Source organism: Pseudomonas sp. 13B_3.2_Bac1 (genome assembly GCF_025466205.1).
Taxonomy (GTDB): domain Bacteria; phylum Pseudomonadota; class Gammaproteobacteria; order Pseudomonadales; family Pseudomonadaceae; genus Aquipseudomonas; species Aquipseudomonas fluorescens_H.
This window is the reverse complement of sequence record NZ_JANLOG010000126.1, coordinates 22,679-48,683: the sequence shown is the minus strand read 5'-3', so window position 1 is coordinate 48,683 and position 26,005 is coordinate 22,679. Positions and strand designations below refer to the sequence as shown.

At 60.3% G+C, this 26,005-nt stretch carries 20 protein-coding genes; 14 read left to right on the top strand and 6 right to left on the bottom strand.

What is annotated here, in order from left to right; genetic code table 11:
- Positions 1-22 precede the first annotated feature (22 nt).
- On the top strand, positions 23-1,213 hold the full coding sequence (prpF, locus tag NTD85_RS21075; protein ID WP_262143120.1) for a 2-methylaconitate cis-trans isomerase PrpF: 1,191 nt from the start codon (positions 23-25) through the stop codon (positions 1,211-1,213).
- A 364-nt stretch (positions 1,214-1,577) separates the two neighbouring features.
- Positions 1,578-3,062 carry a 2-methylcitrate dehydratase gene (gene prpD / locus NTD85_RS21065; protein WP_262143119.1) on the top strand — a complete coding sequence of 495 codons (1,485 nt, stop codon included), beginning with the start codon at positions 1,578-1,580 and terminating at the stop codon, positions 3,060-3,062.
- 23 nt (positions 3,063-3,085) lie between these two features.
- On the opposite strand, the gene NTD85_RS21060 is transcribed toward prpD, so the two are convergent.
- The 4 genes from NTD85_RS21060 to NTD85_RS21045 all read right to left on the bottom strand — a co-directional run bounded on the left by NTD85_RS21060 (position 3,086) and on the right by NTD85_RS21045 (position 8,162).
- Entirely contained in the window at positions 3,086-4,408 is a 1,323-nt protein-coding gene (locus tag NTD85_RS21060; protein ID WP_103484626.1) for an AAA-associated domain-containing protein, read from the bottom strand.
- A gap of 14 nt (positions 4,409-4,422) precedes the next feature.
- Positions 4,423-6,168 carry an ABC transporter permease gene (locus NTD85_RS21055; RefSeq protein WP_201138288.1) on the bottom strand — a complete coding sequence of 582 codons (1,746 nt, stop codon included), beginning with the start codon at positions 6,166-6,168 and terminating at the stop codon, positions 4,423-4,425.
- Positions 6,169-6,408: 240 nt separating this feature from the next.
- Positions 6,409-7,176, bottom strand: a complete 768-nt coding sequence (locus NTD85_RS21050) for an alanyl-tRNA editing protein (protein WP_262143118.1) — start codon at positions 7,174-7,176, stop codon at positions 6,409-6,411.
- A gap of 65 nt (positions 7,177-7,241) precedes the next feature.
- Positions 7,242-8,162, bottom strand: coding sequence for a DMT family transporter (locus NTD85_RS21045; RefSeq protein ID WP_262143117.1), 921 nt, complete (start codon positions 8,160-8,162; stop codon positions 7,242-7,244).
- A gap of 91 nt (positions 8,163-8,253) precedes the next feature.
- Between NTD85_RS21045 and NTD85_RS21040 the strand changes: the two genes are divergently transcribed.
- Positions 8,254-9,669 carry a PLP-dependent aminotransferase family protein gene (locus NTD85_RS21040; RefSeq protein ID WP_262143116.1) on the top strand — a complete coding sequence of 472 codons (1,416 nt, stop codon included), beginning with the start codon at positions 8,254-8,256 and terminating at the stop codon, positions 9,667-9,669.
- Positions 9,670-9,763: 94 nt separating this feature from the next.
- Here the strand turns inward: NTD85_RS21040 and NTD85_RS21035 are convergent, their stop codons facing one another.
- Positions 9,764-10,582 (bottom strand): pyruvate, water dikinase regulatory protein, encoded by an 819-nt coding sequence (locus NTD85_RS21035; protein WP_003223283.1) that lies wholly within the window; start codon positions 10,580-10,582, stop codon positions 9,764-9,766.
- Positions 10,583-10,755: 173 nt separating this feature from the next.
- On the opposite strand from NTD85_RS21035, the gene ppsA reads away from it, so the two are divergent.
- The 9 genes from ppsA (at position 10,756) to NTD85_RS20990 (ending at position 20,092) form a co-directional block, all read left to right on the top strand.
- Positions 10,756-13,131, top strand: coding sequence for a phosphoenolpyruvate synthase (gene ppsA, locus NTD85_RS21030; RefSeq protein ID WP_262143115.1), 2,376 nt, complete (start codon positions 10,756-10,758; stop codon positions 13,129-13,131).
- 187 nt (positions 13,132-13,318) lie between these two features.
- Positions 13,319-14,308, top strand: a complete 990-nt coding sequence (locus NTD85_RS21025; protein WP_003223286.1) for an alpha/beta fold hydrolase — start codon at positions 13,319-13,321, stop codon at positions 14,306-14,308.
- A gap of 225 nt (positions 14,309-14,533) precedes the next feature.
- Positions 14,534-15,025: a ribonuclease E activity regulator RraA gene (gene rraA / locus NTD85_RS21020; RefSeq protein WP_226500316.1), complete on the top strand. Its 492-nt coding sequence runs from the start codon at positions 14,534-14,536 to the stop codon at positions 15,023-15,025.
- A 25-nt stretch (positions 15,026-15,050) separates the two neighbouring features.
- A complete protein-coding gene (locus NTD85_RS21015; RefSeq protein WP_262143114.1) occupies positions 15,051-16,046 on the top strand; it encodes a zinc transporter ZntB in 996 nt (331 codons plus the stop codon).
- A gap of 63 nt (positions 16,047-16,109) precedes the next feature.
- On the top strand, positions 16,110-16,358 hold the full coding sequence (locus NTD85_RS21010; RefSeq protein ID WP_003223293.1) for a hypothetical protein: 249 nt from the start codon (positions 16,110-16,112) through the stop codon (positions 16,356-16,358).
- Between the two features lie 2 nt (positions 16,359-16,360).
- A complete protein-coding gene (locus NTD85_RS21005; protein WP_003223294.1) occupies positions 16,361-17,185 on the top strand; it encodes a mechanosensitive ion channel family protein in 825 nt (274 codons plus the stop codon).
- Positions 17,186-17,272: 87 nt separating this feature from the next.
- On the top strand, positions 17,273-17,863 hold the full coding sequence (sigX, locus tag NTD85_RS21000) for an RNA polymerase sigma factor SigX (RefSeq protein WP_011333251.1): 591 nt from the start codon (positions 17,273-17,275) through the stop codon (positions 17,861-17,863).
- A 107-nt stretch (positions 17,864-17,970) separates the two neighbouring features.
- The gene (locus tag NTD85_RS20995) at positions 17,971-18,948 is read left to right on the top strand and encodes an OmpA family protein (RefSeq protein ID WP_003223296.1); all 978 of its coding nucleotides are present in this window, start codon (positions 17,971-17,973) and stop codon (positions 18,946-18,948) included.
- Between the two features lie 124 nt (positions 18,949-19,072).
- A complete protein-coding gene (locus NTD85_RS20990; protein ID WP_262143113.1) occupies positions 19,073-20,092 on the top strand; it encodes a quinone-dependent dihydroorotate dehydrogenase in 1,020 nt (339 codons plus the stop codon).
- Positions 20,093-20,358: 266 nt separating this feature from the next.
- Here NTD85_RS20990 and rmf read toward each other — a convergent pair whose 3' ends face one another.
- Complete coding sequence (gene rmf, locus NTD85_RS20985) at positions 20,359-20,574, bottom strand: ribosome modulation factor (RefSeq protein ID WP_003223300.1); 216 nt, start codon at positions 20,572-20,574, stop codon at positions 20,359-20,361.
- Between the two features lie 532 nt (positions 20,575-21,106).
- Here rmf and rlmKL point away from each other — a divergent pair.
- Entirely contained in the window at positions 21,107-23,377 is a 2,271-nt protein-coding gene (rlmKL, locus tag NTD85_RS20980; RefSeq protein WP_003223303.1) for a bifunctional 23S rRNA (guanine(2069)-N(7))-methyltransferase RlmK/23S rRNA (guanine(2445)-N(2))-methyltransferase RlmL, read from the top strand.
- A 147-nt stretch (positions 23,378-23,524) separates the two neighbouring features.
- Positions 23,525-25,912, top strand: coding sequence for a diguanylate cyclase (locus tag NTD85_RS20975; protein WP_262143112.1), 2,388 nt, complete (start codon positions 23,525-23,527; stop codon positions 25,910-25,912).
- Positions 25,913-26,005: the final 93 nt, after the last annotated feature.

The following is a 26,005-nucleotide window of genomic DNA, read 5'->3' as shown; positions in this document are numbered from 1 at the left end:
CATGCCTTCGGTAAGGAGCATCATGGCTCACGCACCACAAATCAAAATCCCCGCCACCTACATGCGCGGCGGCACCAGCAAAGGCGTGTTCTTCAGCCTCAAGGATCTGCCCGAAGCCGCGCAGACTCCCGGCCCGGCCCGCGATGCCTTGCTGCTGCGGGTAATCGGCAGCCCCGACCCCTACGACAAGCAGATCGACGGCATGGGCGGTGCCTCCTCGAGCACCAGCAAAACCGTGATCCTGTCGAAAAGCAGCAAGGCCGATCACGACGTCGATTACCTGTTCGGTCAGGTCTCCATCGACAAGCCATTCGTGGACTGGAGCGGCAATTGCGGCAACCTCTCGGCGGCGGTCGGTTCGTTCGCCATCAGCAACGGTCTGGTGGATGCCAGCCGCATTCCGCACAACGGTGTGGCGGTGGTGCGCGTATGGCAGGCCAACATCGGCAAGACCATCATCGCCCACGTGCCGATCACCAACGGCGAAGTGCAGGAAACCGGTGATTTCGAACTCGACGGCGTGACCTTCCCGGCTGCCGAAGTGCAGGTCGAATTCATGGATCCGGCGGCGGAAGAAGAGGGCGGCGGCGGTTCGATGTTCCCCACCGGTAACCTGATCGACGAGCTGGAAGTGCCGGGTGTCGGCACGTTCAAGGCGACCATGATCAACGCCGGGATTCCGACGATTTTCGTCAACGCCGCAGACATCGGCTACACCGGCACCGAACTTCAGAACGCGATCAACGGCGATCCGAAAGCGCTGCAGATGTTCGAAACCATCCGCGCCTACGGCGCATTGCGCATGGGCCTGATTGCGAATCTGGACGAAGCGGCCAAGCGACAGCACACGCCGAAAGTCGCGTTCGTCGCCAAACCCGCGGATTACGTGGCGTCCAGCGGCAAGGCGATTGCCGCCGGTGATGTGGATCTGCTGGTGCGCGCATTGTCGATGGGCAAATTGCACCACGCGATGATGGGCACGGCGGCGGTGGCAATCGGCACGGCGGCAGCGATCTCCGGGACTCTGGTGAATCTCGCGGCGGGCGGTGTCGAGCGCAACGCGGTGCGCTTCGGCCATCCGTCCGGGACGCTGCGCGTAGGCGCCGAGGCCAGCCTGGAAAACGGTGAGTGGGTGGTGAAAAAAGCCATCATGAGCCGCAGTGCGCGCGTACTCATGGAAGGCTACGTACGCATCCCCGGCGACGCCTTCTGACCCAACACCGAACAAAACTGTGGGAGCGGGCTTGCTCGCGAAAGCGGCGTATCAGGCAATAGAGATATCGACTGACACGACGCCTTCGCGAGCAAGCCCGCTCCCACAATGGATTGCATTTCAACCGGGATAATCAATCCGCAAAGTAATGCTCGTGTGCCAGGCGATACTTTCTGACACTACACCGACCAAAACTGTGGGAGCGGGCTTGCTCGCGAAAGGGGCGTATCAGGCAACAGAGATATCGACTGACACGACGCCTTCGCGAGCAAGCCCGCTCCCACAGGGATTGCATTTCAATCATAAGAAAAATTAGTCCTGAACCGAGGTCCCATCAACGAACCACTGCAAGAGTGAATCGAACATGAGCGCCAACGTCGACCTGAACAACCGCCCCGACTACGACCGTGTCCTGCAGGACATCGCCGATTACGTCCTCACCTTCAACATCGAATCTGCCGAAGCCCTCGACACTGCCCGCAATTGTCTGATGGACACGTTGGGCTGTGGCCTGCTGGCGTTGCGGTTTCCCGAGTGCACCAAACACCTTGGCCCTCTCGTCGAAGGCACCGTGGTGCCGTTCGGGGCGCGGGTGCCGGGCACTTCCTATCGCCTCGACCCGGTGAAAGCCGCGTGGGACATCGGCTGCATCGTGCGCTGGCTCGACTACAACGACACCTGGCTCGCCGCCGAGTGGGGGCATCCGTCGGACAACCTCGGCGGAATTCTCGCGGTGGCCGATCACCTGTCGCAAAAACGCGTTGCCAATGGTGAGAAGCCGCTGACGATTCGCGATGTACTTGAAGCGATGATCATGGCCCACGAAATTCAAGGCGTGATCGCTCTGGAAAATTCCTTCAACCGCGTCGGGCTCGACCACGTGCTGCTGGTGAAAGTCGCTTCGACCGCCGTCACCGCCAAACTGATGGGGGCCAATCGCGAGCAGCTGCTGTCGGCGTTGTCCCATGCGTTTGCCGATGGTCAGGCGCTGCGCACCTATCGCCATGCGCCGAACGCCGGGTCGCGCAAGTCATGGGCGGCGGGGGATGCGACCAGTCGTGGCGTGCGTCTGGCCGACATCGCCCTGCGTGGCGAGATGGGTATTCCCGGGGTGTTGACGGCCAAACAGTGGGGCTTCTATGACGTGTCGTTCAGCCACACCAACAATGATCTGGCGCTCAAGCCCGAAGGCAAACGTGCCTTCAGTTTCTCGCGGCCCTACGGCAGTTACGTGATGGAAAACGTGCTGTTCAAGATCAGCTTCCCCGCCGAATTCCATGCGCAAACGGCCTGCGAAGCGGCGGTGACCTTGCATCCGTTGGTGCGCAACCGCTTGCACGAAATCGACCGCATCGTCATCACCACCCACGAGTCGGCGATTCGCATTATTTCCAAGGTCGGGCCGCTGGCCAACGCCGCCGACCGCGACCACTGCCTTCAGTACATGACCGCCGTGCCGCTGGCGTTCGGTAATCTGGTGGCCGAGCAATACGAGGACGATTTCCACGCCGCGCACCCGATCATCGATGTGTTGCGCGAGAAGATGGTCATCGTCGAAGACCCGCGTTTCACCCGCGAGTATCTGGAGGCCGACAAGCGCTCGATTGCCAACGCGGTGCAGGTGTTTTTCAAGGACGGATCGAGCACCGAGAACGTGGTGGTGGAATACCCGATCGGCCACCGTCGCCGCCGCGCCGATGGCATCCCGTTGCTGGAGGACAAGTTCAAGGCCAACCTGGCGACGCGTTTCACCGGCCAGCGCAGCAACGAGATCTTCACCCTGTGCAAGGATCAGCAAGCGCTCGAAGCCACGCCGGTCAATCGCTTTGTCGACCTGTTCGTGATCTAGGCCAACGCCAGAGGTGTCGCGGGCTACAGGCTGCCCTCGACATCCTCCAGGCTGAAGGTTTCGGTGTGGTCGTCGTAGGAGAAAATCTCCGCATAACGACCCCAGGCGATCACCACTTCCAGGGTTCTCTCGACGAACGCTTCGGTCAGCGAGTCCTGCAGTTCCTGCTCGAAACGCACCCGTGGCGCGCGGTGACCATTGCGCTCCAGCAACACCTGACGGATGCGCGCGGCCAGCGGTACGTGGCGAATCAGGTGTTCGGCGAACAGGGTTTTGCGTTCCTGGGTGCCGTAGTCGGCGAACAGTTTGCCGGCATCGGTCAGGGTGATGTCGGCGCCTTTGAGTTCAGCGAAACCGAGGTGCTCGATCATCTCGGCCACGGGGAACAGGTCATCGACTTCCAGCAGACGCCGTTCAGCCACGGTGGGCAGGCCGGCGTGGCCGTTGTAGGGTTCGGCGGCGATGGTTTCGATCAGACCGGCCATCAGGTTGGTCGAGACCTCAGGCAGCGGACTGCTCATTTTCAGCTCGGGCTTGCCGACGCTGGCATCGGCGCTGCGCCGGTCAGTCATCTGCGCGTAAATGTCGTCGACCATCTGCCGGAAAGCCGGATCCAGGCGGTTGCGTGGATGGGCGAACGGCACTTTGATTTCCGCCACCACCCGACCCGGGTTGGACGACAACACCAGAATGCGGTCGCACATCAGCACCGCTTCTTCGATGTTGTGGGTGACGATCAGGATCGATTTGATCGGCAGTTGCTTGCCGCTCCACAGGTCCAGCAGATCCGTGCGCAGGGTTTCGGCGGTCAGTACGTCCAGTGCCGAAAAGGGTTCGTCCATCAGCAACAGGGTCGGGTTGACCACCAGCGCGCGCGCGAAGCCCACGCGCTGGCGCATGCCGCCGGACAACTCGCGCGGGTAGGCGTTTTCGAAACCGTCGAGGCCGATCAGGTCGATCGCCGCCAGCGCCCGTTTACGCGCAGCCTTGCGTTCGACCTGCAAGGCTTGCAGGCCGGCCTCGACGTTTTCCAGCACCGTCAGCCACGGGAACAGGGCAAAGGTCTGGAACACCATCGCCACACCTTCGGCCGGGCCGTGCAGCGGCTGGCCGTTGTACAGGACATCGCCCGATGACGGTTCGATCAGGCCGGCAATGATCCGCAGCAAGGTGGATTTGCCGGAGCCGGAGCGGCCGAGCATGCCGACGATCTCGCCTTCGCGCAGGGTCAGATCCACCCCGCTGAGCACTTGCAGTTCTTCCTTGCCCTTGCCAAACACCCGGTTCACATCGCTGAGCGAGTAGATTTCGGGGCTGGCGGCGGTTTGTTCGGTATAGGTATTCATCGCAGCGAGTCCCATCAGTTCAGGCGCAGTTTGTTTTCGGCCACGGCGTACATCGGTCGCCAGACCAGACGATTGAAGGCCACGACAAAGATCGCCATGACCACCACGCCGAGGGTGATTTTCGGAAAGTCTCCGGCGGCGGTGGTCTGGGCGATATACGCCCCGAGACCGTGGGCAACGACTTTGTCCTGCCCCCAGGAGACGAATTCGGAGACGATGCTGGCGTTCCACGCACCGCCCGAGGCGGTAATGGCGCCGGTCACGTAGTAAGGAAAAATCCCCGGCAGCATGACCTTGCGCCACCACAACCAGCCGCGAATGCGGAAGTTGGCGGCGGCCTCCTTGTAGTCATTGGGGAAGGCGCTGGCCCCGGCGATCACGTTGAACAGGATGTACCACTGCGTGCCGAGCACGATCAGCGGGCTGAGCCAGATGTCCGGGTTCAACTGGTAGCGCAGGATCACGATGACGAATACCGGGAACAGCAGGTTCGCCGGAAACGCCGCGAGGAACTGCGCCAGCGGCTGGATCTTTTCCGCCAGCGCCGGACGCAGGCCGATCATCACTCCCAGCGGCACCCAGATCAGCGAAGCAATGAGAATCAGACCGGCCACTCGCAGCAAGGTAAAGAACCCCAGCAGCAATACATGGCCGACCTCGGCGAGCGTCACTTCTGTGCCGACATACAGGACGATGTGATAAAGCGCATAAGCCGTCAGCAGCGCGATCAATGTGCCCCAGATCCAGTCGATCATTTTCGATCTGCTCGGGTTGTCCGCGCTGAGGGTGTGACGCGCCGCGCGCGGCAGGTTCAAGCGCATGTTGCCCAGCCGGCTGATGGCGCGGCTGAACGGGCGCAGCAGGCGCTGGATCAATCGGGTGCGCTGGATCAGGTTCAGTACCCAGGATTCGGGCGCGGCGGTTTGCGAGGCGGTGTTTTCCATGCGGAACTTGTCGGCCCAGGCCACCAGCGGGCGGAACAGGAACTGGTCGTAGATCAGGATCACCACGATCATCGTCAGGATCACGTAACCCACCGCGTGCAGGTCTTTCTGCGCGATGGCCATGGCCAGATACGAGCCGATACCCGGCAGGGTGATGGTCTGGTCCCCCACCGTGATGGCTTCCGACGCCACCACGAAGAACCAGCCGCCGGACATGCTCATCATCATGTTCCACACCAGCCCGGGCATGGCGAAAGGCACGTCGAGTTTCCAGAAACTCTGCCAGCCGGACAGTTGCAGGTTGGTCGACACCTCCACCAGATCCCGCGGCAGCATGCGCAACGACTGATAGAAGCTGAAGGTCATGTTCCACGCCTGACTGGTGAAAATCGCAAAGATCGCGGCGAATTCCGCCCCGAGTACCCGGCCGGGAAACATCAGCAAAAAGAAGGTCACGGTGAACGAGATGTAGCCCAGCACTGGCACCGATTGCAGGATGTCCAGCACCGGCACCAGCAGTTTTTCGGCGCGACGGCTTTTCGCGGCCAGGGTGCCATAAAGCAGGGTGAACACCAGCGCCGCGACCATCGCCGCGAGCATGCGCAGGGTGGTGCGCATGGCGTATTCAGGCAGGTTGCTCGGGTCGAGGGAAATCACCTCGCTCTGCAAGGTGGCGATCGGTGCCCAGGTTTCCCGGGCGGTGATCGAGAAAAACAGCAAGAAGCCGATCACCAGCGGCATGGCGATCAGGTCCCAGCGATTGGGCAGCAAGCGCCGGGTCGTGGCCGGGATGTAGTGACGGAACACTTTCTTCATACGCAGTGATTCCAGCGGTGTCCAAAGGGGGCGCGGCAGTCTGAGCGTAGCTTCTGTCTGCACGACCCACCGAGAATGAGCGGATGCTCGTTCTTCAGGTTCAAGTGGGAGGTGAATGTTGCGGGCCCGCTGAATTCATCAGGCCAGGAGGGCTGGCGCATCCGGTTTGGGAACCGGATGCGCTGCTTGCGCGGATTGTATATTTCCAGATGTTACAAAGACGTAAAGACAGTGTCTGTTTTAAGTGAAGAAATTTTCATCCGGTAAATACCCGTCCGCCTGCGCGAAACGCAGGATTACCCGGCGATTGTTGCGGCTTTTCTTCTCGATTTTTTCGCAATACACCCGGCCGATTTCCCGGGTGTTGTGCACATGGGTGCCGCCACAGGGCTGGATGTCGACGCCGCTGACCTCGACCATGCGCAAGTCACCCTGAATGACGGGCGGCTTGACCGTCTTGCTGCCGGTCCTCTCCAGCAAGGCGGGGTACTCGGCGGCCGGCATCGACAGGGTATTGACCGTGCAGGCCTGTTCGATCAGCGCGTTGAGGTCGCGGGTGATGCTGTCCTTGTCGAGGGTCATTTCCGGCAGATCGAAATCCAGTCGGCCCTTGTCGGCGCTGATGCTGCACCCGGTGACCGGCGCATTGATCAGCGCACCGAGCAGATGCAGGCAGGTATGCATCTTCATGTGCTGATAGCGCCGCTCCCAGTCGAGGCTGGCGTTGACCAATGCGCCGGTACACAGCTGCGGCGGGCACTCCTGCACCTGATGCCAGATGATCGACGGCAGCAGGGGATCGCGCACCGTTCCGGTGACTTCGATCCGCGTGCCATCCACCAGACTGAAATGCCCGGTGTCACCCGGTTGCCCGCCACCGGTTGGGTAGAAAAGGGTGTGTTCCAGCACGACGGCCTGATCGACCACTGCGATGACTCGGGCACCAAAGGCGCGCCGGTAGGGTTCACTGTTAAACAGGCTGAGGGTTTCCATGGTGTGTACCGACATTTGAACCTCCGATGTTCAAAGTTGAGTGGTGTGTGAGCCCTTGTGCTCACCTCGGGTCGTGGGTTTCAGCGTTTGAGCGGTAGCTTGGTGATCGCGAAACCGGCGAGCAGGATTGCCGAGTACAGCATCAAGTCCCGCGAGATCGGTGTGCCTTCGTACCAGGCGCCGATGAGCAGGGCGAATGCCGGGAAGATGATGAACACGAACGACAGCAGCACCGGGCTCAGGCGTTTGAGCAGGATGAAATAGACGATAAAGCCGCCCACTGACGCCACCAGTCCGAGGTACAGCAGAGCGCCCCATGAGCGCGCGGTCACGTCCTTGAATACCGGTGCTTCCACGTTCAAGCCGACAATAAATAACATCAGCCCGGCGATGCCGATCGGCAGGGTGTTGTAGGTGATCACGCTGATCGCGCTGCCGTGCTTTTTGGTCACCACGTAGCACAGCGCATGCAGGATCGCTGCGCACAGAATCGCCAGCACGCCGAGCCATTCCGCCTGATCCAGATGCAGGCCCTGACTGCGAATGATCATGAACAGACTGGCGAAACCGATGGCGATACCGAGCATCTGTGTGGGGAGGATTTTCTCGCGCAGAAACAGCGCGGAAAAAATCAGGATAAACACCGGCATGCAACTGAACAGCAGCGCTGTCAGACCGGACGAAACGTGCATCTCGCCGTAGTTGAGCAGGTAGTACGGCAGGCTGAAGTATGCCAGCGTGACGAACACGAAAAACCAGCGGCTCTGTCGCGGGAACAACAGCGGTTCCCTGCGCAGCACGGCAAAGCTCAGGAACAGCGGAAAGGCGATCAGAAAGCGCAGACCGGCGGCAGTCAGTGGCGGCACGCTTTCCACGGCAATCTTGATCCCCAGCCACGTGGTGCCCCAGCTCAGGCAGACGATCAGAAACAAGGTGCTGGTGAGCAATCCGGCGAGCCAGGGTTTGCTGATGTTCAGCGGTGCGCTGATGGCAGTCGACATGCTTGGTGCTCCGCAGCAAAGGAATTGACCCGGTTGTTGAAAAGGGCTATCCCTGATTGAACCTGTTTTCAGCACGCTATTCGGGGCGACAATGACTGTCAAAGTAAGTATTGCCATGGTGTCAATCCTCCGCGACGGCCTCGCCAACGGGGTGGGGGTGAAGTACAAGCGCCTGGCGGATGCGGTGCAGCAGGCCATCGCCGAAGGCGTGATTGCGGCGGGAGCGAAATTGCCGCCGCACCGGCTGTTGGCCGATAGCCTGGGCGTGACCATCGGCACCATCAGTCGCGCCTATGGCGAACTGGAGCGGGTCGGTCTGGTGGTGGCCCGGGTCGGCGATGGCACTTATGTGCGTGAGCGCGGGATGGAGCGGCCGCAGGACAAGGGCTTTCGCAATGTCAGCGATGAGCCGCGTGCCTGTTTCGACATGAGCCGCAATCAGCCGATCCCCGGGCAGGAAGCGGCGTTCATGAGCCAGACCCTGCACAGCCTCGCCAGTGATCCGCGCGGCTTGCAGCAGTTGACCGGTTACACCGTCGAAAGCGGTTTGCTGCAGCATCGGCAGGCGGGGGCGCGCTGGTTGAGTCATGGCGCGTTTCAGCCGCACGCCGATCAGGTGTTGTGCGTCAATGGCGGCCAGCATGGCTTGCTGTGCGCCTTGATGGGCCTGCTCAAGGCCGGCGACACGTTGGTTACCGAGCATCTGACTTACCCGGGGCTGATCAGCGTCGCGCGCCAGTTGGGGATCAAACTCATCGGTGTTGCAATGGATGACGAAGGGCTGCTGCCGGCAGCGCTGGACGACGTCTGCCGGCAGCACCGTGTCTCGGCGCTGTACTGCACGCCGACGATTCAGAACCCGACGGCGGCAGTCATGTCGGTGCCACGGCGCGAGGCGATTGCCGACATCTGTCGCCAACACAATCTGCTGATTTTCGAAGACGACGCACATGCGGTGCTGGCCCGCCAGCGACCGTTGCCGCTGAGCCATTTCGCCGCCGAGCGTGCGGTGTTGATCGGCAGTCTGAGCAAGGCCGTTTCAGCCGGTCTGCGGGTCGGTTATCTGCATGCACCGCAAGCGCTGATCGGACGCCTGAGTGCGGCCATTCGTGGCACCTGCTGGATGGCCAATCCGCTGGCGATGGAGTTGGCGAGCCGCTGGATCGACAACGGCATGGCCGAGCGTTTGCTGGATGAGCAGATCAGCGAAATCGGCCGGCGCAAGGCGCTGGTCGCGCCGGTGTTGGCGGGGCTCAATTACAAGGCGGATGCGCATAGCCCGCACTTCTGGATCGAGGTGCCGGAGCTGTGGCGCGCATCGCAGATTGCGGCGGAGCTGAAGGAAAACAACTACTTGGTGGCCACCGCCGAAGCATTCGCGGTCGGGCATGCGGCGGTGCCGCAGTTCATTCGAGCCAGTGTGTGCAATGCGGTGGGGGATGACCGGTTGTTGCTGTCCGGGTTCGAGGCTCTGGCAAACGCCCTGATACAACATCATCCCCTGTAGGAGCTGCCGCAGGCTGCGATCTTTTGATTTTGATCGTTAACAGCAAGAGCAAAAGATCGCAGCCTGCGGCAGCTCCTACAGGAGGGGAGTGGTGTTATTTGAACCGCCGCTCCACGCCTTTCTCCACCAGAATCTTCGCCGAAATCTCTTCCACCGAAAAATGCGTGGAGTTGATGTGCGGGATGTTCTCGCGGCGGAACAGGTTTTCCACTTCACGCACTTCGAATTCGCACTGGGCGTAGCTCGAATAACGGCTGTTGGGCTTGCGCTCGTTGCGGATCGCGGTGAGGCGATCCGGGTCGATGGTCAGGCCGAACAGCTTGTGCTGATGCGCGCGCAGGGCGGTCGGCAGGGTCAGGCGCTCCATGTCGTCTTCGGTCAGCGGGTAGTTGGCCGCGCGAATGCCGAATTGCATCGCCATGTACAGGCACGTCGGCGTCTTACCACAACGCGACACGCCCACTAGTATCAGATCGGCCTTGTCGTAATAGTGGGTGCGCGCGCCGTCGTCATTGTCGAGAGCGAAGTTCACCGCCTCGATCCGCTCCATGTAATTGGAGTTGTGCCCGATCGAATGCGACTTGCCGACGGTATAGGAAGAGTGCTCAGTCAGTTCCTGCTCCAGCGGGGCGAGGAAGGTCGAGAAAATGTCGATCATGAAACCATTGGAGGTCGCGAGAATCTCACGGATGTCCTGATTGACGATGGTGTCGAAGATGATCGGGCGCATGCCGTCGGTTTCAGCGGCTTTGTTGATTTGTTGTACCATGGCCCGCGCTTTGTCCGCGTTGTCGATATACGGCCGCGTGACTTTGCTGAAGGTAATGTTTTCGAACTGCGCCAGAAGGCTTTGACCCAGGGTTTCGGCAGTGATGCCGGTGCCATCGGAGATAAAGAAAGCAGATCGTTTCATTTGCACCTTGGGCCTTAAGCTAGTCATCAATCTTGGATATGATAGGCGCGATTGCCGGCCGCCAATGGCCCGCATTCTCACTTATTTTCCAGGTCCAGGCCATACAGCCGGCCAACGCTCCCCCGAGCTGCCGGTTTCTGAGCTTTTCCAACACAGTTAGTGGAGAGATCACCTTGGTAGAGTACGTAGTTTCCCTCGATAAGCTCGGCAAACACGATGTTGAGCATGTGGGGGGCAAGAACGCATCCCTGGGCGAGATGATCAGCAACCTGGCGGGTGCCGGTGTGTCGGTCCCCGGCGGCTTTGCCACCACCGCGCAGGCCTATCGCGACTTTCTCGAACTGAGCGGCCTCAACGATCAGATCCACAAGGCTCTCGACGCCCTGGACGTCGATGACGTCAATGCACTGGCCAAGACCGGTGCGCAGATCCGTCAATGGATCATGGACGCCGAATTCCCTGAAAAACTCAATGCCGAGATCCGCACCGCGTTCGCCGCGTTGTCGGTTGGTAACCCTGATGTGGCCGTGGCCGTGCGTTCTTCCGCCACCGCCGAAGACTTGCCGGACGCCTCGTTCGCCGGTCAGCAGGAAACCTTCCTGAACATCCGTGGCGTGGAAAACGTTATCCGCGCCGCCAAAGAGGTGTTCGCTTCGCTGTTCAACGACCGGGCGATTTCCTACCGCGTGCACCAGGGCTTCGACCACAAACTGGTCGCCCTGTCGGCCGGCGTGCAGCGCATGGTGCGTTCGGAAACCGGCACTGCCGGCGTGATGTTCACCCTCGATACCGAATCCGGTTTCCGTGACGTGGTGTTCATCACCGGCGCCTACGGCCTGGGCGAAACCGTTGTTCAAGGCGCGGTGAACCCCGACGAATTCTATGTGCACAAGGGCACGCTGGAAGCCGGTCGTCCGGCGATCCTGCGTCGCAACCTCGGCAGCAAGGCGATCAAGATGATCTACGGCGACGAGGCCAAGGCCGGTCGTTCGGTGAAGACCGTCGAGGTCGACAAGGCCGAGCGTGCGCGTTTCTGCCTGACCGACGTCGAAGTCAGCGAGCTGGCCAAGCAGGCGATGATCATCGAGAAGCACTACGGCTGCCCGATGGACATCGAGTGGGCCAAGGACGGTGACGACGGCAAGCTGTACATCGTGCAGGCCCGTCCGGAAACCGTGAAGAGCCGCACTCAGGCCAACGTCATGGAACGTTACCTGCTGAAAGAAACCGGCACCGTGCTGGTGGAAGGTCGTGCCATCGGCCAGCGCATCGGCGCCGGTAAGGTGCGGATCATCAAGGACGTCTCGGAAATGGACAAAGTCCAGGCCGGCGATGTATTGGTCTCCGACATGACCGACCCGGACTGGGAACCGGTGATGAAGCGCGCCAGCGCCATCGTCACCAACCGTGGCGGGCGTACCTGTCACGCGGCGATCATCGCCCGTGAACTGGGGATTCCGGCGGTTGTGGGTTGCGGCAACGCCACCCAACTGCTGAAGGATGGCCAGGGCGTGACCGTGTCCTGCGCCGAAGGTGACACCGGTTACATCTTCGAAGGCGAGCTGGGCTTCGACGTCAAGAAGAACTCCGTGGACGCCATGCCGGAGCTGCCGTTCAAGATCATGATGAACGTCGGCAACCCGGACCGCGCCTTCGACTTCGCGCAGTTGCCGAACGCCGGTGTCGGCCTGGCCCGTCTGGAATTCATCATCAACCGCATGATCGGCGTGCACCCGAAAGCACTGCTGAACTACGACGGCCTGCCGCAGGAAATCAAGGACAGCGTCGACAAGCGCATCGCCGGTTACGACGATCCGGTCGGCTTCTACGTCGAAAAACTGGTTGAAGGCATCAGCACCCTCGCTGCTGCGTTCTGGCCGAAGAAGGTCATCGTGCGGCTGTCGGACTTCAAGTCCAACGAGTACGCCAACCTGATCGGCGGCAAGCTCTACGAGCCGGAAGAAGAAAACCCGATGCTGGGTTTCCGTGGCGCTTCGCGTTACATCAGCGAAGCGTTCCGCGATTGCTTCGAACTCGAGTGTCGCGCACTGAAACGCGTACGCAACGAGATGGGCCTGACCAACGTCGAAATCATGGTGCCGTTCGTCCGTACCCTCGGCGAAGCCAGCCAGGTGGTCGATCTGCTCGCCGAGAACGGCCTGGCCCGTGGCGACAACGGCCTGCGCGTGATCATGATGTGCGAACTGCCATCCAACGCGATTCTCGCTGAAGAATTCCTCGAATTCTTCGACGGTTTCTCGATCGGTTCCAACGACCTGACTCAGCTGACCCTGGGCCTGGACCGTGACTCCGGGATCATCGCGCACCTGTTCGACGAGCGTAATCCGGCGGTCAAGAAGCTGTTGGCCAACGCGATTGCCGCGTGCAACAAGGCCGGCAAATACATCGGTATCTGCGGTCAGGGCCCTTCGGACCACCCGGATCTGGCCAAATGGCTGATGGAGCAGGGCATCGAAAGCGTGTCGCTGAACCCGGATTCCGTACTGGAAACCTGGTTCTTCCTCGCGGAAGGTCAGGCCCAGGCCTGATCCATATGTGAACGGCCCGTTCCCCTTGTGGGAGCGGGCTTGCTCGCGAAGACGGAATAATATCCGCCACAAATGTTGGCTGATACACCGCTTTCGCGAGCAAGCCCGCTCCCACAAAGGTCGGGGGCTTTGAGATTGAAGTAGGGCGGGCTCCTGTAGATGCCGCCCTTTTTTGTGCAAGAGCATTATGCAAAGCAGCAGCAACCTGTTTCCTGTCGCCCTGATCAGCGCCGAACGTCGCGGTGATCTGAGCGAAGATGTGTATCGATTGAAACCCGGCAACAGTCCCGACTGGTCCGTGGAAATCGCCGTGACCCGCTTGGGCATGGCCGATGACACGACACCGCGCGGCGTGCCGGTGATTTTGCTGCACGGCAGCTTTTCCAACCGGCGCTTCTGGTTTTCCCCCAAGGGCCTTGGGCTGGGCGCGTACCTGACGCGTCTGGGTTTTGATGTATGGATTCCGGAGATGCGCGGCCATGGACTGTCGCAGCGCAACCAGGACTACCGCCGCAACCGCGTGGCTGACTACGCCCGGTACGATCTGCCGGCGATTGCCGCGTTCGTGCGCGAGCAGAGCGGGCAGGTGCCACACTGGATCGGCCATTCGCTGGGCGGCATTACCCTGGCGGCGGCGCTGGGTGGCGAATACCTTGGCGAGCCAGCCGTGGCTTCCGCGGCGTTTTTCGGCACGCAGGTCAGTCGCACGTACTGGCCGCTGAAGATTCCACCGGTGGAGTGGAGCGGGCGCTTCATTCTCAAGCGTTTCGCGCAATTGTCCGGCTCACGCCTCAAGCGCGGCCCGGAGGACGAGCCGATCGGCCTGGCGCTGGAAAGCATGCGCTGGTACGGCTTGTTTGGACGTTTTGGTGACAAGGACAAGGATTGGTGGGCCGGCTTGGCCGAGGTTCAGGTGCCGGTGCTGGCCGTGACGGCAGCGGGCGATCATCAGGATCCGGCGTGGGCCTGTCGCAAGCTGTTCGAGCAGATCGGTTCCGAACGCAAGCAATTCGTCAATCTGGGGCGTGAGCAGGGCTTCAGTGACAATTTCGGTCACGTCGAGATGCTGGTGAGCAAGGCTGCACAGGCCGAAGTCTGGCCGCTGGTGGCGCGCTGGCTGCAGGACCAGCAGACGCCATTGCTCGGCGACAAGCCGGATCTGGCGGCCGCGGGTTGAGGCCAAGGCTCTGAAAAGGGCATTTCGCTCAGGTCGGCTTGCGGCTAAGATATGACGCATTGTGCGGTTCTGGTCATAATTGGTGGCTGTTTAGCTATTACGTTTCAGCGTATGTTCAGGTTCATTCAGCGAACATTGCATGAATCAGGGTAAACAGCGACTGCCGGAGCTCGTCTCAAAAGAATGCGGCATCCTAGATCGTCTTCCTTTAACAGGAGTTTCTCGATGAACCATTACCTCACGCCTGACCTGTGCGACGCCTATCCGGAGCTGGTGCAGGTGCTGGAACCGATGTTCAGCAATTTCGGCGGCCGTGATTCTTTCGGCGGCGAAATCGTGACCATCAAATGTTTCGAAGATAACTCGCTGGTCAAAGAGCAAGCCGAACTCAAGGGTGACGGCAAAGTGCTGGTGGTCGATGGCGGCGGTTCGCTGCGTCGCGCGCTGTTGGGCGACATGATCGCCGAGAAAGCCGCGAAAAACGGTTGGGAAGGGCTGGTGATCTACGGCTGCATTCGTGACGTTGACGTCATCGCCCAGACCGATCTCGGAGTCCAGGCCCTGGCCAGCCATCCGATGAAAACCGAAAAACGCGGTCTCGGCGACCTTAACGTACCGGTGACTTTCGCCGGCGTGACGTTCCACCCGGGCCAGTACATTTATGCGGACAACAACGGCGTGATCATCTCGCCGAGCCCGCTGAAGATGCCTGAATAAACAGCGGCAGAACAAAGGGATGCGGATGTTCGAGGAAGAAAACGCGCAGTGGGGGCTGGTGCATGCCCTGGTGCTGGACGGTAAGGGCGGTGCGCGTTCGATAGCCAGGACCGAGCTCGACGATCTGCAGCTACAGGCCCATGAGAGTCTGTGGCTGCATTGGGATCGCAGTCATCCGCAAACCCAGACCTGGCTGCGCAAATCCAGCGGCCTGAATGAATTCGCCTGCGACCTGCTGCTGGAAGAGAACACTCGGCCGCGCCTGTTGCCATTGCCCGATGCCGAACTGCTGCTGTTTCTGCGCGGGGTCAACCTCAATCCAGGTGCCGAGCCGGAGGACATGGTTTCGGTGCGGATTTTCGCCTCGGCGCAACGGGTCATTTCCCTGCGTCTGCGCCCGCTGCGCGCCACCGATGAGTTGTTGGCGCTGTTGAGCGAGGGCAAAGGCCCGAAAACGTCCTCCGAACTGATCCTGTATCTGGCGCAATTCCTTACCCACAAGGTGCAGGATCTGGTCACGTGCCTGTCGGAACTGGTCGATGAAGAGGAAGACCGGCTGGATGCCGACGAACGGTATACCCCCGAGCATGGCTCGATTTTGCACATCCGCCGCCGGGCTGCCGGACTGAAGCGTTTCCTCGCGCCGCAGCGGGATATTTTCGGACAGCTGACGCGGATAAAACTGCCGTGGTTTGTCGACGATGACGCCGACTACTGGAACGAATTGAACAACAGCCTGACCCGCTATCTCGAAGAGCTCGAATTGACCCGAGAGCGCATGGGGCTTGTGCTGGAGGCTGAAGACCGGCGTTTGAACGTGCGCATGAATCGCACGATGTATCGCTTCGGCATCATCACCTGCATTTTTTTGCCGATGAGTTTTCTCACCGGTCTGTTGGGCATAAACGTGGGCGGAATTCCGTTCTCGAGCAGCCCTTACGGCTTCCTGATCGCCTGTCTGACGGTGTTGGCGATGGCCTTTGGTCAATGGTGGTTATTCCGCCGTTTGCGCTGGGTATGAATATGCAATATGTGACCCGACCAAATTTGCCCGCGTCTTTCACAGACATCACGAGAGGTGCGTATGCACGATCCGTTTGAACAGTCTTTGCGCGACATGCTCAACGCCTCGCCGTCCAGCCGTGACGACGATGCATGCCTGGGTCGCGTGCTCAAAACCGCCAACCGCCAGGTTGGCGCCGGTGATCTGTTCAGCCTGCTGGGCCGCTGGCTGCCCGCGCTGATGATCGCCCTGAATAATGGATCGGCCCACGTTTCGCCGGTTTCCCGTCTTCGTAAAACTACCGCTCGCACTGCTGATAAGGCTGATTGAATATGGAACTTGATCTCTGGACTCAGAGCCTCGTCACTGCAATGACTGCGTTGTGGACCAAAGTCGCTAATTTCATTCCGAACCTGTTCGGCGCACTGGTGGTGCTGCTGTTGGGTTTCGTGGTGGCCAAGCTGCTCGATACCTTGCTCTCCAAATTGCTCGCCAAACTGGGCCTTGATCGCCTGATGGGCGGTACCGGACTGACCAAGTTGATGTCGCGCGCCGGGCTTCAGGTGCCGATCTCGACCTTGATCGGCAAGATCGTCTACTGGTTCGTTTTGCTGATTTTTCTGGTTTCCGCGGCAGAGTCCCTTGGACTTGAGCGAGTTTCAGCTACGCTGGACATGCTGGCGTTGTATTTGCCGAAAGTTTTCGGCGCCGCGCTGGTGTTGCTGGTGGGCGTATTGCTTGCGCAACTGGCCAACGGGCTGGTGCGCGGCGCGGCAGAAGGCGTAGGGCTGGACTACGCTTCAGGTTTGGGCCGAATTGCCCAGGGGCTGGTGATCATCATCAGCATCTCGGTCGCGATCAGTCAGCTTGAAGTCAAGACCGACCTGCTGAACCATGTGATTGTCATTGTATTGATTACCGTTGGTCTGGCGGTTGCGCTGGCGATGGGATTGGGAAGCCGGGAAATTGCCGGTCAGATTCTTGCGGGAATCTATGTGCGTGAGTTGTATCAGGTTGGGCAACAAGTGCGTGTTGGCGAGGTCGAAGGCCAGATCGAAGAGATCGGCACGGTTAAAACCACATTGCTGACCGATGACGGTGAGCTAGTCTCACTCTCCAATCGGATCCTGCTGGAACAGCATGTGAGTAGCCGCTAACCCGGCAAACCCTGCTAATGTATGCCGCCGCAAAATGCCCTGAGAGGGTAGCGGCGGACATTGACCTGACTGTCGGCACGACTTGTTTTGAATAAAGCCCAAACGCTATCCACGCGCTATGACCCCCGTGAGCTCTCTGATGAGGAGTTGGTCGCGCGCTCGCATACCGAGCTGTTTCACGTAACGCGCGCCTATGAAGAGCTGATGCGGCGTTACCAGCGAACATTATTTAACGTTTGTGCGAGATATCTTGGGAACGATCGCGACGCAGACGATGTCTGTCAGGAAGTGATGCTGAAGGTGCTGTACGGCCTGAAGAATTTCGAGGGGAAATCGAAGTTCAAAACCTGGCTGTACAGCATCACTTACAACGAATGCATCACGCAGTATCGGAAAGAACGGCGAAAGCGTCGCTTGATGGACGCCTTGAGTCTGGACCCCCTGGAAGAAGCGTCGGAAGAAAAGGCGCCGAAACCCGAGGAGAAGGGCGGACTCGATCGCTGGCTGGTGTATGTGAACCCGATTGACCGTGAAATTCTGGTGCTGCGATTTGTCGCAGAGCTTGAATTTCAGGAAATCGCAGACATCATGCACATGGGTTTGAGTGCGACAAAAATGCGGTACAAACGTGCTCTAGACAAATTACGTGAGAAATTTGCAGGCATTGCTGAAACTTAGTTCAGCGCAAATATCTCTTACGTGTAGGCAAGTTCTGATAGACTTGCCGCCGAGTTGTCCCCCGGTTTGCGGGACTGCTTCACAATCACCAGATGGGGATTTAACGGATGAAACTGAAAAACACCTTGGGCTTGGCCATTGGTTCTCTTATTGCCGCTACTTCGTTCGGCGCATTGGCACAAGGCCAAGGCGCAGTTGAAGGCGAGATCAACTACAAGAAGCAGTACAACGACAGCGTTGACCATGTCGAAGACGGCTTCAACCCAGGCGCCAAAATCGGTTACTTCCTGACCGACGACGTCTCGATCAACTTCGGCTGGGATCGTAACAACCACACCCGTTCGAACGACGGTACCGGTAGCCAGAAACTGCGCGGCGACAACTTCGGTCTGACCGCTCAGTACCACTTCAACAACGCTGGCGACGCTCTGCGTCCATACGTTGAAGGTGGCGTTAAGCACGGCACCCTGACCAACGTTGCAGACGACGGTCACACTGGTCGTGACCAGTCGACTTTCCTGACTGCTGGCGCTGGCGTTAAGTACTACTTCGCTGAAAACTTCTTCGCCCGTGCTGGCGTAGAAGCTGACTACAAACTGGACAACGGCCGTTGGGACTACGCTCCATCGGTTGGTCTGGGTGTGAACTTCGGTGGTGGCGGCAAGCCAGCTCCGGCTCCAGTTCCAGCTCCAGAGCCAGTTGCAGAAGCTCCAGTTGAAGCTCCAGTTGCTGAAGTTGTTCGTGTTGAGCTGGACGTCAAGTTCGACTTCGACAAGTCGGTCGTCAAGCCTAACAGCTACGCTGACATCAAGAACCTGGCTGACTTCATGAAGCAGTACCCAGCGACCCACACCACTGTTGAAGGTCACACTGACTCCGTCGGTCCTGACGCTTACAACCAGAAACTGTCTCAGCGTCGTGCAGACGCTGTTAAGAAAGTTCTGACTCAGCAGTACGGTGTTGAATCGTCCCGCGTTCAGTCGGTTGGCTACGGCAAAACCCGCCCAGTTGCTGACAACAGCACTGAAGCTGGCCGCGCTGTAAACCGTCGCGTAGAAGCGCAGGTTGAAGCTCAAGCTAAGTAATTAGCTCGCCGCTTTGAGAAAAGCCCGGCCTAGGCCGGGCTTTTCTTTGTCTGCGATTTGGTGTTGAAGCCATAAGCCCGGCTATAATCGCCACCTCTTTTCGCCGCCCGAGTCATCGCCGCCCATGTACACCCTGGCCCGTCAGCTGTTGTTCAAACTTTCTCCGGAAACCTCCCACGATCTGTCGCTTGATCTGATCGGCGCGGGTGGGCGTTTGGGCCTCAACGGCTTGCTGTGCAAGAAGCCGGCGAATGTGCCGGTGACGGTCATGGGCCTGGACTTCCCGAACCCGGTGGGTCTGGCGGCCGGTCTGGACAAGAACGGCGCGGCCATCGACGGCTTCTCGCAGTTGGGTTTCGGTTTCGTCGAAATCGGCACCGTGACCCCGCGTCCGCAGCCGGGCAACCCGAAACCACGGATCTTCCGCCTGCCGGAAGCCGAGGCGATCATCAACCGCATGGGCTTCAACAACCAGGGTGTGGATAACCTGCTGGCGCGGGTCGCCGCGGCCAAATACACGGGCGTGCTGGGGATCAACATCGGCAAGAACTTCGACACCCCGGTCGAGCGTGCAGTGGATGACTACCTGATCTGCCTGGACAAGGTGTATGCCCACGCCAGCTATGTCACGGTCAACGTCAGCTCGCCGAACACCCCGGGCCTGCGCAGCCTGCAGTTCGGTGATTCGCTCAAGCAGTTGCTGGCGGATCTGGCCACGCGCCGCGCCGAACTGGCCCTGCGCCACGGCAAGCACGTACCGCTGGCGATCAAGATTGCCCCGGACATGACCGACGAAGAAACCGCGCAGGTTGCCCAGGCACTGATCGAAACCGGGATGGATGCGGTGATCGCCACCAACACCACCCTGAGCCGCGTTGGCGTCGAAGGCATGGAGCATGGTGACGAGGCGGGCGGTCTGTCCGGCGCTCCGGTGCGCGACAAGAGCACGCATACCGTTAAGGTACTGGCGGCAGAGCTGGGTGGTCGGTTGCCGATCATCGCGGCTGGGGGCATCACCGAGGGCAAGCACGCGGCTGAGAAGATCACCGCCGGTGCGAGCCTGGTGCAGATTTACTCCGGGTTCATCTACAAAGGTCCGGCGCTGATTCGCGAATCGGTCGACGCCATCGCCGCGCTGCGCTGAGGTTTTCTGAGGGCTCTGTGGTGAGGGAGCTTGCTCCCGCTGGGTTGCGAAGCAGCCCCAAGTTTGTCAGGTATAGCGAGGATTAAGGATTTGCGACTGCTGCGCAGCCGAGCGGGAGCAAGCTCCCTCGCCACAGGGGATTGCATTTTCAGGCATAAAAAAGGGCTCCTCGAAGGAGCCCCTGGGCCGCAGCCCGCCGTCCGGGAAGGACGTGCATGGTAAGTCGCTATAAATTCAGATTGTCGTATTGCAATAAGTGCCCTGTGTTAGCCGACGGCGTGAAGTTCGTTGAGTCTGTGGATCCCCGCAGTGCCGGTCATACCGTCCCAGTTGTCGCCGCGTCCTTCTCGCCAGCCGTTGATCCAGGCTTGGCGTACCGACGGTAGAGTAAATGGGCAAAGCTCGCGGGATTTGCCACCAACGCCATATTGATATCCGCGCAAAAATGCTCTTTCCAACGGATCACGCTTAAGTCTTCTCATAGGGTGTTTCCCTCACTTGTTGACTGTTTTTGTCGCGTTGACCTCAACCGAGGTCTGGCAGAAAAAACTCTGCCGTTGGGCGGCTCGCTGCCGGCGTGGCGAGCCAAGGTGTTGACGCCGTTGCGACGTCAACCTGTGTCCAGTTCTAACCAATGAGTCACATTGAGGGAATGATCGTTTTGTCATAAGGACGTAACGAAAATAGTGCTACAGCCATAAGTAAAGAGTGGTTTCATGAACGAATTTTCACCAAACCCCGGTATGATCGGCCCCGCGCTGGATGATGGGGTTAATCCTTTAGTGAGAATGACCCACGTTTACGCTCGGTTACTAAGCGACGAAGGGTCGCTTTAAGACTTTTTGTTTCATCAACTTTTTTATCTGTCCCGGCATCTAAGCTCTTTTAACCCGAGCAGCGGGGATGGAACGGCACACCTTCGTGCCACGCGGGCGCTCTTTTAGAAAAGCGCCTGATTGAAAACCGGATCGGCAATGCGTTGTCGATTCACTAGCCAAAGGCTCTGGAAATACCATGTCCGATCGTTTCGAACTCTTCCTCACTTGCCCCAAAGGCCTTGAAGGCCTGCTTATCGAGGAAGCCGTCGGGCTTGGCCTTGAAGAAGCTCGCGAGCACACCTCCGCCGTGCGTGGCGTGGCCACCATGGAAACCGCTTATCGCCTGTGCCTGTGGTCGCGTCTGGCCAACCGGGTGCTGCTGGTGCTCAAGCGCTTCCCGATGAAAGACGCTGAAGACCTGTACCACGGCGTGCTCGACGTCGAGTGGCAGGATCACATGCTCTCCGACGGCACCCTGGCCGTTGAATTCAGCGGCCACGGTTCGGGTATCGACAACACCCACTTCGGCGCACTGAAAGTCAAAGACGCCATCGTCGACAAACTGCGTACCCCGCAGGGCGACCGCCCAAGCATCGACAAGCTCAACCCGGATCTGCGCATTCACCTGCGCCTGGATCGCGGCGAAGCGATCCTGTCCCTCGACCTTTCCGGCCACAGCCTGCACCAGCGCGGTTACCGCCTGCAGCAGGGCGCGGCGCCGCTGAAGGAAAACCTCGCGGCAGCGATCCTGATCCGTTCCGGCTGGCCGCGCATTGCGGCCGAAGGTGGCGCGCTGGCTGACCCGATGTGCGGTGTCGGTACGTTCCTCGTCGAAGCCGGGATGATCGCCGCCGACATGGCGCCGAACCTGCGCCGTGAGCAGTGGGGCTTCACCGCATGGCTGGGCCACGTCCCGGCGCTGTGGAAAAAACTCCATGAAGAAGCGGTTGAGCGCGCCGCTGCCGGTCTGGCCAAGCCACCGCTGTGGATTCGTGGTTACGAAGCCGACCCGCGCCTGATTCAACCGGGCCGCAACAACGTCGAGCGCGCCGGTCTGAGCGAGTGGATCAAGATCTATCAGGGCGAAGTCGCGACCTTCGAGCCGCGTCCGGATCAGAACCAGAAAGGTCTGGTGATCTGCAACCCGCCGTACGGCGAGCGTCTGGGCGACGAAGCCAGCCTGCTTTACCTCTACCAGAACCTTGGCGAGCGTCTGCGTCAGGCCTGCCTGAACTGGGAAGCGGCGGTGTTCACTGGCGCGCCGGATCTGGGCAAGCGCATGGGCATTCGCAGCCACAAGCAGTATTCGTTCTGGAACGGCGCGCTGCCGTGCAAGCTGCTGCTGATCAAAGTGCTGCCGGATCAGTTCGTCACGGGCGAGCGGCGTACCCCGGAACAGCGTCAGGCCGAGCGTGAGCAAGCGGCTTACGATCAGACCCCGAACGAGCCGCAAGAGCGCAAGTTCAACAAGAACGGCAACCCGATCAAACCGACGCCCGCCCCGGCGCCAGTGATCGAGCAGCCGCGCCTGAGCGAAGGCGGGCAGATGTTTGCCAACCGCCTGCAAAAGAACCTCAAGGCGCTGAGCAAGTGGGTCAAGCGCGAAGGCATCGACTGCTACCGCGTCTATGATGCCGACATGCCGGAATACGCCATGGCCATCGACCTGTATCACGACTGGGTGCACGTGCAGGAATACGCGGCGCCGAAGTCGATCGATCCGGAAAAGGCCTCGGCGCGCATGTTCGACGCGTTGGCGGCGATCCCGCAGGCGCTGAACGTCGACAAGAGCCGCGTGGTGGTCAAGCGCCGCGAGCGTCAGAGCGGTACCAAGCAGTACGAGCGTCAGGCGGCTCAGGGCAAGTTCAATGAGGTCAGCGAAGGCGGCGTCAAGCTGCTGGTGAACCTCACCGACTACCTCGACACCGGTCTGTTCCTCGACCACCGGCCGATGCGCATGCGCATTCAGAAAGAGGCTGCCGGCAAGCGCTTCCTCAATCTGTTCTGCTACACCGCGACCGCCAGTGTGCACGCGGCCAAGGGCGGTGCGCGCAGCACCACCAGCGTCGACCTGTCGAAGACTTATCTGGACTGGGCGCGACGCAACCTGTCGCTGAACGGTTTCTCCGACAAGAACCGTCTGGAGCAGGGCGACGTGATGGCGTGGCTGGAAAGCTGCCGTGAAGAGTACGACCTGATCTTCATCGACCCGCCGACCTTCTCCAACTCCAAGCGCATGGAAGGCATCTTCGACGTGCAGCGTGATCAGGTGCAGTTGATCGATCTGGCCATGGCGCGCCTGGCCCCGGGTGGCGTGCTGTACTTCTCGAACAACTTCCGCAAGTTCCAGTTGGAGGAGAACCTGGCCGAGCGTTACGCGGTCGAGGAAATCAGCGCGCAGACCATCGATCCGGATTTTGCCCGCAACACCAAGATTCACCGCGCCTGGAAAATCACGGCTCGTTGACGCTTGACCTGGTTGGATCCACAGAGCCTTGATTTTAAAAGGCTCTTGGATCCGATCAGAGCTAGCCAAATTAATGGCTAATAGCTATAACTCAACTCATGGCCAATGGGGTTTTTCCCTGAAACAGTGGCGTCGTGAGTTGCCCCTATGTCGTTGCACCCCGTGCGCCCAAAGATACTGGGTTTTATCAGCGAAGAAGTCTCGGCCTGGCTGGTCGCGCTGCTGGTATTGCTCGCCGGCGGGATTCTCACGGGGCTGCTCGCCTGGGCCACCCTCACTCAGTTTCATCATCAACTGCATCAACGCTTTCAGCTGCTGGCCAATGAGCGTTACAGCCGCATCGAAGAACGTTTCCAGGATCAGGAGCAGCGCCTCGACGGCCTGCGCCGCTTCTTCGCCAACTCCGATTCGGTCTCACGCAGCGAATTCGATGGCTATGCCAAACCTCTTTTATTACGCACCCAGGCCTATTCCTATGCGCCGCGGGTCAGCCGTGCCCAGCGCCCGGCGGTTGAGCAAGCGGTGCGCAACGAAGGTTTCAGCACCTTTACCTTTCGTGAACTGACCGCTGACGACCAGCTCCAGGCAGCCGGTGGTCGCCCCGAATATGTGCCGGTGATCTACACCCAGAGTCAGAGCCACTTGCCTACGCCACTGGGTTACGACCTGCTGGCGCAACCCCTGCGCCGGGCGACACTGGAGCGCGCCGACCGTACCGGGCACATGGTGGTGTCCCAGCCGTTACATCTGGTGGGCGTTGATCCGGCGTATGCCCGGGGCGTATTGCTGGTGGCGCCGGTCACTCGCGAAGGGGCACCGAAAAGTCCGCCGGAAGGCTATGTAATGGCGGTGATCAGCATGCAGCAGTTGCTGGCCGACGGGTTGCCCGAAGACAACCAGGATTTCCTCAGCGTACGCATTCTCGACCTGTCCACCGACGACCAGCATGAAGTGCTTTACGAGTCGGCTAACAAAGCCGGGGCCAGTGATCTGTCGGCCACGCAGTTGTTGCGCATGGCCGACCATGACTATCAGGTGGACATACAGCCCAGCGAAGCCTTTCTGCAGGCCAACCATTCGTCAATCAGCAGTCTGGTGGTGCTGGGCGCGCTGCTGAGTGTGTTGCTCAGCGCATTGCTCTATGTGTTGGTGAGCCAGCGTCAACGCGCCTTACGCATGGTCGAACTGCGCACACAGGAACTGCACGCCCGGGAGCAGGAATTACGCGGCACCCACGGCCAGTTGCGCGGCGTGCTGAATGCCGCGACGCAGGTGGCGATCATTGCCACCGACCTGCGCGGGGTGATCAACACCTTCAACCCTGGCGCCGAACAGATGCTCGGCTACAGCAGCGCTGACGTGGTCGGCCATATGACGCTGGAAAACCTGCATCTGCCGCGAGAGCTGGCCGCGCGTTCGGCGGAGTTGAGTGCGCGTTACGGCAAGAGCATTCCGACTTGCCACGCGATGCTGGTCGAGGGCGGCGAGGTCGGCGGTCATGAGGCGCGCGAGTGGACGCTGGTACGCAGCGACGGCAGTCATCTGCCGGTGAACATGCTTGCCACCCCGGTGCTCGATGAGCAAGGACTGTGGGTCGGTCATCTGGCGATCTGCATCGACATCACCGAGCGCAAGCGTGTGCACGAAGCACTGGCGGCGCGCGATGTACTGCTGAAAAAACTCAGCGCCCACGTGCCCGGCGGCATCTATCAATTCAAGATGGAATTCGACGGGCGCTTCAGCGTGATCTACGCCAGCGACGGCATCCGCGAGATCTACGAGCTGGAGCCGGACGTGCTGCTGCTCAATGCCGAGGCGATTTTCACCCGTATCCATCCGCAAGACATCACCCGCGTGCGCACCTCGATCCGCGCCTCGGCGGACAATCTCAGCCCGTGGCGCGAGGAGTACCGCGTGCAGTTGCCCGAGCGCGGCCTGCGCTGGGTGCGCGGCGAGGCGACGCCGGAAGAACTGCCGGGCGGCGGCGTGCTGTGGCACGGCTACATCTCCGACATTTCCGATCTGAAGCGGGTCGAAGAGGAGCTGCGGGCGCTGTCGGTCACCGACTCACTGACCGGCATTCACAACCGCCGCTACTTCCAGGAACGCCTGACCACCGAGATGGCCCGGGTCGAACGTGGCGGCGGCGAGCTGTCGGTGATCATGCTCGACATCGACCACTTCAAGCGCATCAACGACCAGTACGGCCATGCCGTGGGCGACCGGGTGCTGCAGGCGGTGTGCGAACGCATCGCTCATCGCTTGCGCCGAACCGATGTGTTCTGCCGCCTGGGCGGTGAAGAGTTCATGGTGTTGTGCCCGGACATCGACGGCGAGCACGCGTACATCCTCGCCATGGAGCTATGGCAAGGCCTGCGCAGTGCGCCGGTGGATGTGGTCGGGGTGGTGACGGCCAGTTTCGGCATCGCCAGCTGGCGCCCGGGGGAGGGCGCGGATGCGCTGCTGCTGCGGGCGGATTCGGGGGTGTATGCGGCGAAGCAGGGCGGGCGCGACCGGGTGGAGCAGATGAGCTGAGCCGTTACGCCAATCCCCTGTGGAACCCTGTTTTGTGGCGAGGGAGCTTGCTCCCGCTGGGCAGCGAAGCTGCCCCAAAAATCTTGTGAGCGC

Excerpts from the sequence above, each read along its gene's own strand:
- prpF (WP_262143120.1), top strand. The coding sequence starts at position 23 with ATGGCTCACGCACCACAAATCAAAATCCCCGCCACCTACATGCGCGGC.
- prpD (WP_262143119.1), top strand. The coding sequence starts at position 1,578 with ATGAGCGCCAACGTCGACCTGAACAACCGCCCCGACTACGACCGTGTC.
- NTD85_RS21060 (WP_103484626.1), bottom strand. The coding sequence starts at position 4,408 with ATGAATACCTATACCGAACAAACCGCCGCCAGCCCCGAAATCTACTCG.
- NTD85_RS21055 (WP_201138288.1), bottom strand. The coding sequence starts at position 6,168 with ATGAAGAAAGTGTTCCGTCACTACATCCCGGCCACGACCCGGCGCTTG.
- NTD85_RS21050 (WP_262143118.1), bottom strand. The coding sequence starts at position 7,176 with ATGTCGGTACACACCATGGAAACCCTCAGCCTGTTTAACAGTGAACCC.
- NTD85_RS21045 (WP_262143117.1), bottom strand. The coding sequence starts at position 8,162 with ATGTCGACTGCCATCAGCGCACCGCTGAACATCAGCAAACCCTGGCTC.
- NTD85_RS21040 (WP_262143116.1), top strand. The coding sequence starts at position 8,254 with ATGACTGTCAAAGTAAGTATTGCCATGGTGTCAATCCTCCGCGACGGC.
- NTD85_RS21035 (WP_003223283.1), bottom strand. The coding sequence starts at position 10,582 with ATGAAACGATCTGCTTTCTTTATCTCCGATGGCACCGGCATCACTGCC.
- NTD85_RS21025 (WP_003223286.1), top strand. The coding sequence starts at position 13,319 with ATGCAAAGCAGCAGCAACCTGTTTCCTGTCGCCCTGATCAGCGCCGAA.
- rraA (WP_226500316.1), top strand. The coding sequence starts at position 14,534 with ATGAACCATTACCTCACGCCTGACCTGTGCGACGCCTATCCGGAGCTG.
- NTD85_RS21015 (WP_262143114.1), top strand. The coding sequence starts at position 15,051 with ATGTTCGAGGAAGAAAACGCGCAGTGGGGGCTGGTGCATGCCCTGGTG.
- NTD85_RS21010 (WP_003223293.1), top strand. The coding sequence starts at position 16,110 with ATGCACGATCCGTTTGAACAGTCTTTGCGCGACATGCTCAACGCCTCG.
- NTD85_RS21005 (WP_003223294.1), top strand. The coding sequence starts at position 16,361 with ATGGAACTTGATCTCTGGACTCAGAGCCTCGTCACTGCAATGACTGCG.
- NTD85_RS20995 (WP_003223296.1), top strand. The coding sequence starts at position 17,971 with ATGAAACTGAAAAACACCTTGGGCTTGGCCATTGGTTCTCTTATTGCC.
- NTD85_RS20990 (WP_262143113.1), top strand. The coding sequence starts at position 19,073 with ATGTACACCCTGGCCCGTCAGCTGTTGTTCAAACTTTCTCCGGAAACC.
- rmf (WP_003223300.1), bottom strand. The coding sequence starts at position 20,574 with ATGAGAAGACTTAAGCGTGATCCGTTGGAAAGAGCATTTTTGCGCGGA.
- rlmKL (WP_003223303.1), top strand. The coding sequence starts at position 21,107 with ATGTCCGATCGTTTCGAACTCTTCCTCACTTGCCCCAAAGGCCTTGAA.
- NTD85_RS20975 (WP_262143112.1), top strand. The coding sequence starts at position 23,525 with ATGTCGTTGCACCCCGTGCGCCCAAAGATACTGGGTTTTATCAGCGAA.